Below are 13,879 nucleotides of genomic sequence, written 5' to 3' on the forward strand. Positions count from 1 at the left end.
GATGGAAAAATTCCTCTCCAACCTCTTAGAAACATTTTCTTGTTCCTACTCAATTTTTCAAGCAAAGATAAACATTATGTTAGTAAAATAGCCATCAATCTAAATATTTTTTCCAATCAGAAACTTCTTTAAATTTAGCACGTTCAAACTCACCTTTCATGTCAAATGGAACAGTACCATCAAGGACAAGTTTAGATGACATTCCACGGACACGAATGTGTTCAGGGGAATATTCCGGACGCTCAGATGGATCAAGTGGATGGTTACGCATACCTTCCAATGTCATAATATCTTTGTGGGCTTGGAAACGTGTATTAATAGTCCACATGACATCATTCATATCAAAAATATCCACGTCCTCATCAACCAAAATAACGGTTTTTAATTCTTTAAATGAAGAAAAGGCTAGTAACGCTGCTTGCCGTTGAATCCCTTCGTCGGCAGGATTTTCTTTGCGGATTTGCATGATGGTCATGAACTTTCCACCTCCAGCTGGTGGATTGTAAACATTAAGTACTTTACCAGGAATAGCTTTCTCAACCAGGTTAAGGATAGAAGCTTCTGTTGGGATACCTGCCATTGACACGTGTTCTTCAGAAGGTCCAATTGTAGTTTGCATAATTGGATTGTCTTTACGGTGAGTAACGGCTTTAACTTTAATGATATTCAAGGCTGGGTTAGCAGGACCATTGTAGCCTGGAAATTCAGGCATAGCGTGCCCTGTATGTGTATTGATATCTTCTTGAATTGTTTCATTTGGAAGGATTTCACCTTCAATGATAAATTCAGAACGTGCAATACCCACTTCATCAACAGCGATAGAATCAACCAACTGTACTGGTTCGTTACGAAGGCTACCTGCAACCCAGAGTTCGTTATAACCAAGTGGAGTTGTTGGAGGTTCAAATGTTGCCCCAATTAAGATAGCAGGGTCAAGACCAATATTAATTGTAATTGGCATTGGTTTGTTCAGTTTTTGATATTCTGACAAGAAAGCACCAATGTGACGACCACCAGGCATGATATAAATACCAATAGTATCTTTATCTTCCAAAACCATACGGTGAATTGTAACGTCACTCATTGATTTATCTGGCGTTGAACCATAAACCAAACCAGCTGTGATGTAAGGTCCTGCATCATATTCTGTATTTGTTGGCGCAGCAATGAGCTTACGAATATCAAAATCATCATCAGTTGCTAAGTGAACAACTTCTTGAGCAGGTGCTTGGTTCTTAGAAACCTTAATCGGTTTCACGGGGTTTTCAACAGCCTGATTTAAAAGATGTCCAAGCTCTTTGTAATCATGATGAAGAATATGACCAACACGTTTACGGCTTGCCATTGTACCAATATTGACACGAACATTAGGGAATCCCTTAATGTTATTGAAGGTCATTGCTGGACCTTCTTGAGTTGGACGTTCTACAGTACCTCCAGCTCCGATATAACGATAAACACCAGAAATTTCAGCGTTTGGATCGATTTCAACATTCGTTTCATGGTATTGTCCTGGAATTTCTTTCAGTTCTTCCAAGACTTTACGCAAATCATAAGGTTGTTCTGACATAAGATTTACTTCCTTCTTAAAGATTTCATATTAAAAGTGTAAACCTCCAATCACCGATAAACAATTCAAGTTAGGCATTTTCCTATTCCTGTTTGGAATATTTTTCTTGCATTCCTTTCCAGAATACATCCAAAGCTGGTGTTGTTTTCTTCTTACGACGGATTAGATTCATTTCTGACACCATATCAACCTCCAACGGACGACATATAATTGCTTTCGTTTTAAACGGTGCAACCAATTTTTCCATCATCACCGAAACACCCATTTCTTTTTCAATAAAGTCAATGATGAGATTGATACGATTTCCTTGATAGCCCATTTTCGGTTCAAAACCATAGGTGTGACAAAGTTCTCGTACTTTTTGGAGCAACTGCGTTTTATTGCCAAGTTGGAAGAATGTCTCATCTTTCAATTCAGCCAAATCAAGTTTTTCCTTGTTAGCTAGTGGATGATTTTCAGGCAAAACCAAAACAAAACGATCATAATCCAAGGTCAGACTATCATAAATATTAGAATTAGCTTTGGTAAAAGAGCGCATAAAGACCACATCGCAGATGCCATCATCTAAATTATGCATCAGCTGATTAGTCTCTTCTTCCTCAACAACAACCGTGTAATCAGGATACTGCTTTTGAAAAGCTGCAATATCTGAAATAATGTGATAAGAAGACATACTCGGAATACCATGAATGGTTAGTTTATGTTTTTCTTGTTCAGATAAATCCTCTAATTTTTCTTGCATTTCTTGAAAAGTGCCCATAATCTTTTGAACATAAGCTCGCACAATCTCCCCTTCTTCTGTCAGAGAAATGTGACGATGTTTACGATTAAACAAAATCACACCCAACTCTTTTTCAAGCGCAATGATTTGCTTTGAAATGCTTCCTTGCGTTGTATAAAGTTGTTCTGCTGTCTCGGTGTAATTCAACGTTTCACACAAGCTAAGAAAGACTTGAAATTTTTGAAAATTCATCTCCTACTCCTATTCTTAATACTATTCCATTTTAGAATAATATAGCACAAAAAACTGAATTGTTTTTTTAAATTGGGGTTAAAATGTATCAGAAAAGAAAGAATTCACAATAATAGAACACGGTCTAGCAGTCAACACTAATGTTTTCAAACTGTTAATGACTTTGTTCTTATGAAGGAAGAAAACTGTATATCTACTGGCGTCATCATTAATGCCCTATCAGTTGTTTTTGGAGGGCTACTAGGTAATCTTGTGGGAAACAAATTATCAGAAGACTTCAAGACACAAATCAATATAAAGGATCTGCTCAATGGGAATGGATATTTCATCTATCGGATTGATGAAATATCTGTCCGCTGTTATCTTTGCCATCGTTATCGGAACAGGGGGTGGACTTGCTCTCCATCTTGGTGATTGGATTAACAAAGGTGGTGCCCTCATGCAACGTAGCATGGCAAAAATCGTGCCAAACGACCATTCATCACTATCTCATGAAGATTAGCTTGCTACCTTGTTAACTGTTATCGTACTTTTCTGCGCAAGCAGTACTGGTATTTATGGTAGTCTAGATGCAGGGATGACTAGAGACACAACAATCTTGATTTCAAAATCAATTTTAAACTTCTTCACAGCAGCTATTTTTGCTTGTAATCTAGGTTATGTGGTATCACTTGTTGCCATTCCACAATTTATCATTTTCTGCTGCCTCTTCTTATCAGCCTTCATCGTGCCACTTACAACATCTGATATGATTGCTGATTTCAAAGCCTGCGGTGGTTTTCTAATGCTTGCCACAGGTTTCCGTATGGTCAAACTGAAAATGTTCCCAATTGCCGACATGATACCAACCATGATTCTCGTCATACCACTTTCTTGGTTTTGGGTTAACATCATTTTACCATTGCTATAAAAATGAGCATTAAAAAATATCTAAAAGACAAGCACAGACAAGGCAAAATCTGTACTTTTTTGCTATAATGAGGGTAAAAAATACTAAAGGATGCTTATGAAACTCATATCTTGGAATATTGATTCGCTAAACGCTGCACTAACAGGTGAGTCTGATCGTGCATTACTTTCTCGTAAAGTGCTTGACAAAATGGTTAAAGAAAACGCAGATATCATTGCCATTCAAGAAACAAAACTCTCTAGCAAAGGACCAACTAAAAAACATATGGCTAGTTTAGAAAACTACTTTCCAGACCATATCATTGCTTGGCGCTCATCTGTTGAACCTGCAAGAAAAGGCTATGCCGGTACTCTATTTTTATACCGCAAATCGCTAAGCCCTCTCATTACTTATCCTGAGATAGATGCACCATCTCCTATGGACTGTGAAGGGCGTATCATTACCCTTGAGTTTGATAATTTTTTTGTCACACAAGTATACACACCAAATGCCGGTGATGGACTCAGACGTCTAGCAGAACGCCAAGTATGGGATAAAAAATATGCTAATTATCTGGCAACATTAGATGCGAAAAAACCTGTCCTAGCTACTGGAGATTACAACGTTGCTCACAAGGAAATTGACCTTGCACACCCCAGTGCCAATCGTCGTTCCCCTGGTTTTACAGATGAAGAACGTCACGGTTTTACACAATTATTAAACAAAGGATTCACCGATACTTTTCGCTACATCCACGGAGATATTTCAGGTGTTTATAGCTGGTGGGCTCAACGCAGTAAGACTAGTAAAATCAATAACTCAGGCTGGCGTATTGATTACTGGTTGACCAGCAATCGTATCGCAGATAAAATTATAAAATCTGATATGATAGACTCTGGTAGCCGACAAGATCATACACCTATTGTATTGGAAATTGATTTATAAAAAATACTGGCTTAACCAGTATTTTTTATTTGTTTCATAACTCTTTATAACTTGTTCGATGACCAATCTGAAGAAGTTCACCATCCTTAACAAGCAGAGGACGTTTGATGAGCATGCCATTGCTAGCCAGTAATTCCAGAGCTTCTTTCTCACTCATTGTCGCTAGCTTATCCTTTAATCCTAAGTCACGATAAACTTGACCACTAGTATTAAAAAACTGTTTAAGCTCAAAGTGACTCTGTTCTAGCCACTTTTTAAGTACATCTACTTGCGGTGGATTTTCTTTGATATTAATATCGTCAAAATCAAGTCCTAACTGTTCAAGCTCACTTTTAGCTCGCTTACAGGTTGAACAAGGTGGATACTGATAAAATTGTAACATTTCTTCTCCTTTTTACAATGAAAGGTTTTGAGTCACATCTACACCTTCATGCTCGAGCAACCATAGCTTTTTCTCTAGGTCAGCAGCATAAACCGTCAATTTCCCTTTAGAGCTCAGCACTCTGTAGTAGAGCACAAAGATAGCTAAGGGATTGCGACTAATGGCGCTACCGACTGCTTGAGCAGAATGGCATAATAAACGATTTACAATGTTGCCGTAAGTCACAACATCTCCTTTTGGAACGTCTCTAGCACTTGCCAGACTTTTTGCTAAAAAGGGGTTCCTATAGGTAAGAAAAGGGGGGTATTAAATGTACTAACTCCAGCAAAGTAAGAATCTAACCAAAACATAGTTTTTCTCAAGACAGATGAATTTGTTTGTTGGATTTCAACTTCATCTAACCTAGCCTCGTAATACTTTTGCCCTAAAAACCAAGACCCTATCAATGCTTCATCAATTGCAACTAAAGATAGCTATCCTATTGGTGAAATATAAACCGTTTTGCATACCATGATAGATGTTATGCTTAAAATAGCCTTTCTCACATTAAATATCGCCTTATCTTTCAATCAAGCGTACACGTACGATATTATCACTTGCTTCAAATTTTGCAACTAATTGATTGATTTTTGCTCTGTCATCTTCGTCAAGATCCAAAAGTGTATAAGCATAATCACCCTTAGAGCGATTAATAATATTATCGATGTTAATGCCCAAATCTGATACAGCAGTAGAGATACGAGCGACGATATTTGGAACGTTCTTATTGATTAAGGTAATCCGATAAGGTGCAACTAACACTTGCTCCACACGCGGAAAGTTAACTGAATTGATAATTTCACCCGTTTCCATAAAACGACGAATTGTTTTACCGGCCATAATCGCACAATTGAGCTCTGCTTCTGCTGTTGACCCTCCTACATGTGGAAAGACCGTAATACGCTCTTTTCCTAACAATTCTTTATCTCCAAAGTCTGTCACATAATGCTTGACAACACCTGTTTCAATCGCATCAAAAAGGGCTTGATTATCAACCAATTCTGCACGCGCAAAATTGATAATAGTTGTACCTTTTGTCATGTTAGCAAAAGCAGCTTTATCAAAGGTATGGCGAGTATCATCTGTCAAAGGAACATGAACTGTGATATAGTCAGAATGGGCAAAGATTTCTTTCAAATCATTGACACGCTTTACATGACTTGAAATATTCCAAGCTGCCTCTATAGAAACATAGGGATCATAACCAAGGACATTCATACCAAGACGCCTAGCATCATTTGCAATACGCGCACCAATAGCTCCAAGACCTATGACACCAAGTGTCTTTCCAGCAATCTCACTTCCTGCAAACTGCTTTTTCCCCGCCTCAACTTGCTTAGAAATATCGTCACCTTCTAGCTGATTTACCCAAGTATTAGCTGCGATATAATCACGAGCAGACAACAGCAAAGACGCTATAACAGCTTCTTTAACCGCATTTGCATTGGCTCCTGGTGTGTTAAAGACAACAATTCCTTGCTCTGTTGCCTCATCAATTGGGATATTATTTGTTCCTGCTCCTGCTCTTGCAATTGCTTTTAAATTGTCTGGAAAAGTTTTTCCATGAAGGTTTTGACTGCGAATAATAAAAGCATCTGGGTTGTCCGCTTTATCACCATCTACTTGGAACTGATTTCCTAACTCTTTAAGACCAATCTGATTAATATTATTATACGTTCTAACGCTAAAAACCATATTCATCACACTCGTTATGACTAACGCCCTTCTCTTTGTATTAACAACTCTTAGTTATTTTCTTTTTCAAATGTTTTCATAAACGCAATCAAGTCAACAACCCCCTGACGTGGGAAAGCATTATAAAGGCTAGCACGCATACCACCTACAGAGCGGTGACCTTTTATGTTTTTAAAACCAAGTGGTGTTGCCTCAGCCACAAACTTGCTATCAAGCTCTTTACTTGGTGTCACAAAAGGAATGTTAGCAACTGAACGATCTTTTCTGTGAATGACAGGGCTAGTATAAAAATCAGATTGCTCAATGTAATCGTAAAGCAACTGTGATTTCTCACGATTAATCGCCTCCATTCGATCAACACCACCCATTTCTTTAACCCAATCAAAAACAAGTTTTGAAATATAGATACTGTAAGCTGGTGGGGTGTTGTAGAGAGATCTAGCCTCGGCTTGAATGCGATAATCAAGCATACTAGATAAGGTCGGTGTGTCATTTAAAAAATCCTCACGTACAATGACCACCGTCACCCCAGCAGGTCCAATATTTTTTTGAGCACCTGCATAAATCATTGCAAAATCCTCTACATTGTAACGTACAGCTAAGATATTAGAAGACATATCAGCAATGATAGGTACACCGTTGGTATCCGGTAAATCATAAATAGCTGTTCCCTCAATAGTGTTATTCGTTGTGATATGCACATAAGATGCACTAGAATCAATCTCTTGAGCTTCAAAAGTTGGAATATGGTTAAAGCTGTCTTTTTCAGATGATGCTAATAAAATAGGCTCAAATGGAATGGTTTTTGAAAGCTTAACAGCCTCAGAGTAAGCCTTTCTTCCCCAAGAACCACCTACAAGGTAGTAAGCTTTACCTTTTTTTGCAAAATTGAGTGGAATCATTGAAAACTGAGTGGAGGCACCTCCTTGTAGAAAAATAACTTTATAATTATCTGGAATTTCCATTAACTCTCGCAAGGTTAATTCAGCAGTCTTGATGATTGTATCAAATTCACTGGAACGGTGAGACATCTCCAGAACACTCATCCCACTACCTTGATAATCAAGAAACTCACTCTGTGCCTTCTCCAGCACTGGTTTTGGCAACACTGCAGGTCCTGCAGAAAAATTATAAATTGTCATAAGAATACCTCCGTTATATCTTATGATTATAACATAATTTTCAGAATTTTGTAAAGATTTATAAAGCTTTTTACCCTTTTTTCTCAAAAAGAAAAGGAAGACTAACCTTCCTCTTCTACTTTATCTTACAGAGCATCTGCTCCATGCTCACCCGTTCTAATCCTAATCACATCATCAATAGGGAGGATAAAAATTTTACCATCACCAACATCGCCAGTTTGTACAGCTTCTCTCACTAAATCCACTATTTTTTCGACATCATTGTCTTTAGTGACCACTTCTACTTTAACTTTAGCAAGAAGTGTTGGGATAACTTTTTGACCACGAACATACTCTGCAAAACCTTTTTGATTACCATAACCTAAGACTTGGGATACTGTCATCCCCCTAGCAATTCCTTTTTTTGTCATTGCTTCTTTTAAATCTTCTAGTTTATCCGAACGGATAATCGCTTCTATTTTTTTCATTGTAAAATCCTTTCTATACTATGAGTCTAGTCCCATAAAGGTTGGGTAGGCTGTCTCACCGTGCTCACTATCATCAAGACCAATCGCTTCGGCGTGATCTGTAACACGAATCGGCATGATTTTTTTAATAACTGCAACAATGACAAAAGTGGCTACCGCAGACCAAATTACTGTCACAAGGATGGCAATAATCGTGACCCATAACAGATGACCATTACCATAGATAATACCGATATTCTGTTTATCTAAGGCTAAGCTAGGTAAAGTAAAAATACCTGTCACTATACCACCAAAAATTCCACCAACACCGTGACAACCAAAAGCATCTAGAGCATCATCATAACCCAGACGATGTTTCAAAACAGAAATAGCAAAATAACAGATGGGACTGACTAAAAGACCTATCAAAACAGAACTCCATGCAGATACATAACCAGCTGCAGGTGTTATGGCAACAAGCCCCGCAATCAGTCCAGTAGATGCTCCAACAAGGGAAACTTTTTTGGCAAGACAAAATTCAATGATTAACCATGAAAACATAGCTGCTGCTGCAGACAAATGAGTTGTTACTAAAGCATGAACTGCTAGACTATTAGCTGAGAGAGCAGAACCAGCATTAAAACCAAACCAACCTAGCCAAAGAATACCTGCTCCCAGTAGGACAAAGGGAACATTATGCGGACGATATCCCAAGCGTTGATAATCTCGCCTCTTTCCTAACATCAGCGCTAAGACCAAGCCAGAAACACCAGAACTGATATGAACTACATCTCCCCCTGCAAAGTCAATAGTGCCTAATTGAGCTAAAAAACCTTCGTCCCACACCATATGAGCAAATGGATAGTAGACTAATAAAAGCCAGAAAGTCACGAAAATAACCAGTGGCATAAAGCGCATACGACCTGCAGCAGACCCTGTTAAAATCGCCACCGCTATAATAGAAAACATCATCTGAAATACAGCAAACAAGGCGTCCGGAATATCTAAACCTCTACTACTTTTCGCCTCACTAACTCCTGCAAAAAAGAGATGTTCAAAATTACCGATAAAACTTCCATTTCCACTAAACGATAATGAATAACCTACTGCAAACCATAGCAACGTTCCTATAGCAATCGGTACAACACACATCATCATATTATTGATAACATTTTTACGTCTACCAAGCCCTCCGTAAAAGAAAGCCAAACCAAATATCATAAAAAATACCAAGCCGGTACAAATAAACATGAAAGCTAAACTACCATTATTCATAAATGTTCCTCCAAATTATTATGTTAGATAATATAACACAATAATTTAAGTAAGTCAATAGCTTTTTCTGATTTTTCTGAATTTTCTTTTTAATAAACATGTCTTGTTAACTAAAAAATAAGTAAGCGAACAATACTGCTCGCTTACTTATTCAGTTGATGATAGGCGTTATAAACGTATTGGCGTGTTTTCCCAAACTCTTTTGCCACTCTTTTAATAGCTTGCGTAGGCTTTGTACCATTAGAAATGAGAATTTTGACAGCTTGTATCAAGTCAATATCAGATGTTAGGTTTTTTAACTCTTTATTTTGCGTTTTCCCAGAAACAATAATCAAACACTCTCCCTTTAATGGTATCTGGGTAATCCTATCTAAAATTTCTTGAATGCGACCACGCTGATATTCCTCAAAAACCTTGGTTAATTCTCTCACTAAAACTACTTGACGATTACCATAAATACCCTCCATATTAGCTAGTGTACTCGCAACACGGTGAGGAGATTCATAGAAAATCTGTGTTTCAGGGTAATCTTTTTTCTCCTCAAAGAAAGCTTGCTGTTGCCCTTTTTTACGAGGAATAAAACCATAAAATAGATGAGGCTGTGGCACTAGTCCACTAGCTATAAGCGCTGTAATACCAGCACTAGCACCAGGAAGTGCCACAACAGGGATATTCTTTTCAATAGCTGCTACAACTAAATCATGCCCAGGATCAGAAATTGATGGCAACCCTGCATCAGAAACCTGTGCTAACGATTTTCCAGAAATCAGTAAATCAAGGAGATAGGGGATTTTCTCAAAAGCATTATGCTCATGAAAACTGATTTGCTTTGTCGTAATCTCAAAATGCTTTAAAAGAAGCCCTGTATTTCTCGTGTCCTCTGCACAGATAAAATCGACCTCTTCTAGTGTTTCAACCGCTCGATAGGTCATGTCTTTTAAGTTACCAATAGGAGTAGGCACCAAATAGAGTCTGCCTGTCTCTTGGTTATCTGTGAAACTTTTTTGTATTTGCATAGCTAACCTCTATCTAATAACTCTTGACAGAACATACACTCTTCTCCATTTTCACGACGTTGTCCATAAAAAGAATTGCAAATATGAAAGCCGTCTTCATAGATACTACCTAGATGCTCTTTCCCTTGTATTGAGTTTTTAGCCTGCTTTTCATGTTCTAATTGTCCCAAACGCTCTCTTAACTTAGTATTTTCAATACGTAATTGAGCATTTTCTTCAATGAGCTGTTGAAATTGTTTTTTTAATGTATCCGCTTCTGCTAGAGTTACCATCAAATTTTGAGTCAAATCATCAAAAGCATCAAACAATTCTTTTTTATCCATGTGATAAAAACTCCTCCAAGGTATAAATAACAGGAACCACCGCTCCTTTCAGGGAGACTTTGATGGTTTTAGCAAAAACATCAATAGCAAGAACTTCTCCCTGACCATCTTGAGTCTCAATAAACTCACCAACATCGGGAAAATCGGTCATCGCTTCTTCGTAAAAATCATCTTCATAGCTGAGGCAACATTTTAATCGTCCACATAATCCATTATTTTTACCCGATGCCATTGAAAGCCTTTGATTTTTCACCATCTTGATAGAGACAGGCGGAAACTCTCCTAAAAAAGTGGAACAGCAAAGTAGTCTACCACAAGGTCCAAGACCGCCGTATACTTTTGCTTCTTCTCTAGTATTGATTTGACGCAGTTCAATCCGCATGCGAAAATAGCTCGCTAAATCACGTAGCAATCCCCTAAAGTCAACACGCCCATCGGCAGTAAAAGTGATTAGGACATGGTCACGATCAAGAGGAAAACTAATTGTCACTAAACGCATTTTTAATCCGCTTTGTTTGATGAGAACATTAACATCATTAAAAACATCATTTGCCAACTGACGATTTGTTTCTGCTATCTGAAAATCACGCTGATTTGCTTGTCTTACAAAAGATGGAAGTTTGCTAGGTAAATGATTTACCTCTATCTCTCTGGGAGCTGTAATAACTTGTGCCAAGTGTATTCCTTTTTTCTGCTTAACCACAACAAAACTCTCAAGCAAAAAGGTTTTTTTACTTTCTAGATAGCTCACTTGTCCTGTTTCTATATCTTTAATTTTTACTACTTGTGTCATGATAATACCATATATTCTAATGCATTTTGAAAACTGACATTTCTTCGCCACATATCATAAGAATGATGTAACTCTTCTAAAAGCTTTCGAACCTTTTTTTCAGAAAGATTTTTAGCGAGTAGCAAGGTCAAAAATTGATAAGCAATATCCTGTTCTGGCTTGTCACCTACTAGTGCTACTAAGCGTGAGACCTCCAGATAAGCTTGATAGCGATTTTTGAGCAATAAGTCTACAAACTCTTGACACTCGTTGATTAGTGTCAAACTTTGCTTATTAGCCATCAACCGCTCCAAGTCTGACTTATCCTTTGCTACACTAGCTAAAAGATAAGCTTGACTCTTTAGAAAGCCTTTCTGTTCAGCCTCGTTCTCAAGATATAATTGATTTTTTGGAAAACGAAAAATTTGAGTGCGACTTTTTATAGTCGCTAATACTTGATTTTCATCGTTAGTTAATAAAATAATCAAAACCGAACTTTGAGGATCTTCGATAACTTTTAGAAGACTATTGGCAGCATTGACATGCATTTTTTCGCAGTCCTTGATAATGAATACCTGACTTTTTCCCTCAAAACCAGATTGTGAAAATTCTTTAATCAAAGTTCTAATGGTGTCCGTTTTAATGACATTACCATTAGGTACTATCAACTTGACATCAGAAAATTCACCTTGGGAAATTAAACGACAAGAACGACAAACACCGCAGGGAAGCTTATTTTGGAGATTGTCACAGAAACGACTCTGTGCTAAAAATAAAGCCATCTCAAAACTCGCAAAACCACCCGAAAAGAGATAAGCATGACTGAGACTATCCATCTGTAAAATGGTTTTAAATTGCTGAAAAAGTGTTGGTTGAAGTTGTTTTATCTCTGTCATCATATCGAATGTTTCTCCAAAAATCCAATGATATGGCTATAAGCTATTTTAACCACTTCATTTAATGGTTTTGTCGCATCAATAGTCACTATACGATCATGATTGCTATTAACTAGTGCCAAATAGCCACTTCTAACCTTCTGGTGAAGTTCTAGCGCTTCTAAATCCAAACGATTAATCTCACGATTTTCATTTTGGCTAATCCTCTTTAGTCCTACTTCAGATGGTACATCAAAGTACAGCGTCATATCAGGCTGTCTTTTATCTGTAGCGTAATCATTTAACCAACTAATTGCCTCCTTATCAAGCCCTCGTCCCGCCCCTTGATAGGCAACTGAACTATCAATAAAACGATCTATCAAAACAAGATGACCTTCTTCCAAAGCGGGTGCTACCTTTTCTACCCAATGCTGGCGTCTAGCAGCGATATAAAGTAAAAGCTCAGTCTTACTGTCCATCTGTGTATGATTAATATCTAAAATCACATCACGAATACGCTCCGAAATCTGAACGCCACCAGGTTCACGAGTGATTAAAATAGGCTGAGAAACTTTTTCCTTTAAGAGAGGAAAAAGCATCTCTAAAACCGTTGTTTTGCCTGCTCCATCTGGTCCTTCAAATGATAGCAAGTAACCATTTGTCATAACCTATAGCGCTCCTTTACCATTTTCTTCTATTGTATCAAAAAATCAACAAAAAAACACCGCTCAACAGAGCAGGTATTTTCACTTATAAAGCCTTAGCCTGCGTTTGCTCGACAGCCTCAATAATGACAGGAACCTCTGAAAAAATGGATTTGACCTTATCGTCAGAATGATGTCCTTCTAGCTGTATCTCGATAGTTGACTGACCAGACTTATGTTCTGCTATCACAGTCCGTCTGATATTAATTTCTGCTTTAGCAATAGCATCAACTGCTTTGGCTAGTGTGCCAACACTATCCTCACCTAAAAGCACAAGACGGGTTCCAACTTCCCCATATCCTGAGACCTCTAGAAAAGCTTTGAAAATATCTTTATCTGTGATAATACCATAGACTTGATTATTATCGACAACAGGCAAAACTCCCACATTATGTTTCATCATGATGTAGATAGCATCTTCAAGACTGGCATAACGTGACACTGTGTAGACTTTCCTAACCATAAGATCACGAATTTTAGTCTTATTAAGCAAGTAATTCATTTCATAGATAGATAGACTTGTTGCTTTTGATGGTGTTGCTTCTGCCATAACCCCTTCTGTAACAATACCTACAAGCTTGTCATTTTCAATCACTGGTAAACGACGTAAACCTTGCTCACGAAGAAGATCTGTTGCTTGTGCCACCGTAGTATCTGGTGAGATGAAAACAACCTTTTTTGTCATATAATCTTTAACTGCCATAATTCCCTCCTCTTTCTAAAAATGAAAACTATTTCTAGTCTATATTATATCACTTTTTTCATCGTTTTCTTGTCATCTTTTCAAAAATAAGAGATTTTGCTATAATAGCACCGAAAAGAAAAAACGAGAC

Annotated in this window: 15 protein-coding genes and 1 pseudogene; 2 read left to right on the forward strand and 14 right to left on the reverse strand. The window is 37.7% G+C overall.

Annotated features, from left to right (window positions below; all coding sequences use genetic code 11):
- Positions 1-94: 94 nt before the first annotated feature.
- A complete protein-coding gene (locus NXS10_RS07125) occupies positions 95-1,570 on the reverse strand; it encodes a UbiD family decarboxylase (RefSeq protein WP_259139116.1) in 1,476 nt (491 codons plus the stop codon).
- A gap of 82 nt (positions 1,571-1,652) precedes the next feature.
- On the reverse strand, positions 1,653-2,543 hold the full coding sequence (locus NXS10_RS07130) for a LysR family transcriptional regulator (protein ID WP_259139117.1): 891 nt from the start codon (positions 2,541-2,543) through the stop codon (positions 1,653-1,655).
- A gap of 189 nt (positions 2,544-2,732) precedes the next feature.
- Between NXS10_RS07130 and NXS10_RS07135 the strand changes: the two are divergent.
- Positions 2,733-3,453: pseudogene (locus NXS10_RS07135) on the forward strand (DUF554 domain-containing protein).
- A 96-nt stretch (positions 3,454-3,549) separates the two neighbouring features.
- Entirely contained in the window at positions 3,550-4,377 is an 828-nt protein-coding gene (locus tag NXS10_RS07140) for an exodeoxyribonuclease III (RefSeq protein WP_259139118.1), read from the forward strand.
- Positions 4,378-4,411: 34 nt separating this feature from the next.
- On the opposite strand, the gene NXS10_RS07145 is transcribed toward NXS10_RS07140, so the two are convergent.
- The 12 genes from NXS10_RS07145 to NXS10_RS07200 form a co-directional block, all read right to left on the reverse strand.
- Positions 4,412-4,759 carry an arsenate reductase family protein gene (locus NXS10_RS07145; RefSeq protein WP_259139119.1) on the reverse strand — a complete coding sequence of 116 codons (348 nt, stop codon included), beginning with the start codon at positions 4,757-4,759 and terminating at the stop codon, positions 4,412-4,414.
- Positions 4,760-4,771: 12 nt separating this feature from the next.
- The gene (locus tag NXS10_RS07150; RefSeq protein WP_259139120.1) at positions 4,772-4,984 is read right to left on the reverse strand and encodes an MGMT family protein; all 213 of its coding nucleotides are present in this window, start codon (positions 4,982-4,984) and stop codon (positions 4,772-4,774) included.
- Positions 4,985-5,317: 333 nt separating this feature from the next.
- Positions 5,318-6,493, reverse strand: a complete 1,176-nt coding sequence (locus NXS10_RS07155; RefSeq protein ID WP_259139121.1) for a phosphoglycerate dehydrogenase — start codon at positions 6,491-6,493, stop codon at positions 5,318-5,320.
- Positions 6,494-6,543: 50 nt separating this feature from the next.
- Positions 6,544-7,635, reverse strand: coding sequence for a 3-phosphoserine/phosphohydroxythreonine transaminase (gene serC / locus NXS10_RS07160; RefSeq protein ID WP_259139122.1), 1,092 nt, complete (start codon positions 7,633-7,635; stop codon positions 6,544-6,546).
- A gap of 125 nt (positions 7,636-7,760) precedes the next feature.
- A complete protein-coding gene (locus tag NXS10_RS07165) occupies positions 7,761-8,102 on the reverse strand; it encodes a P-II family nitrogen regulator (protein WP_259139123.1) in 342 nt (113 codons plus the stop codon).
- An 18-nt stretch (positions 8,103-8,120) separates the two neighbouring features.
- Entirely contained in the window at positions 8,121-9,356 is a 1,236-nt protein-coding gene (locus tag NXS10_RS07170; RefSeq protein WP_259139124.1) for an ammonium transporter, read from the reverse strand.
- Between the two features lie 143 nt (positions 9,357-9,499).
- Positions 9,500-10,372, reverse strand: a complete 873-nt coding sequence (gene rsmI, locus NXS10_RS07175; protein ID WP_259139125.1) for a 16S rRNA (cytidine(1402)-2'-O)-methyltransferase — start codon at positions 10,370-10,372, stop codon at positions 9,500-9,502.
- A 2-nt stretch (positions 10,373-10,374) separates the two neighbouring features.
- Complete coding sequence (yabA, locus tag NXS10_RS07180) at positions 10,375-10,695, reverse strand: DNA replication initiation control protein YabA (protein WP_259139126.1); 321 nt, start codon at positions 10,693-10,695, stop codon at positions 10,375-10,377.
- Complete coding sequence (locus tag NXS10_RS07185) at positions 10,688-11,488, reverse strand: PSP1 domain-containing protein (protein ID WP_259139127.1); 801 nt, start codon at positions 11,486-11,488, stop codon at positions 10,688-10,690. The genes yabA and NXS10_RS07185 overlap by 8 nt, the downstream gene beginning before the upstream one ends.
- A complete protein-coding gene (locus NXS10_RS07190; protein WP_259139161.1) occupies positions 11,485-12,363 on the reverse strand; it encodes a DNA polymerase III subunit delta' in 879 nt (292 codons plus the stop codon). Before NXS10_RS07190 ends, NXS10_RS07185 begins: the two co-directional genes overlap by 4 nt.
- A complete protein-coding gene (gene tmk / locus NXS10_RS07195) occupies positions 12,363-13,007 on the reverse strand; it encodes a dTMP kinase (protein ID WP_259139129.1) in 645 nt (214 codons plus the stop codon). The genes NXS10_RS07190 and tmk overlap by 1 nt, the downstream gene beginning before the upstream one ends.
- Positions 13,008-13,092: 85 nt before the next feature.
- A complete protein-coding gene (locus NXS10_RS07200; protein WP_259139130.1) occupies positions 13,093-13,749 on the reverse strand; it encodes a CBS domain-containing protein in 657 nt (218 codons plus the stop codon).
- Between the last annotated feature and the right edge of the window lie 130 nt (positions 13,750-13,879).

It is taken from the genome of Streptococcus sciuri, assembly GCF_024814375.1.
GTDB lineage: Bacteria > Bacillota > Bacilli > Lactobacillales > Streptococcaceae > Streptococcus > Streptococcus sciuri.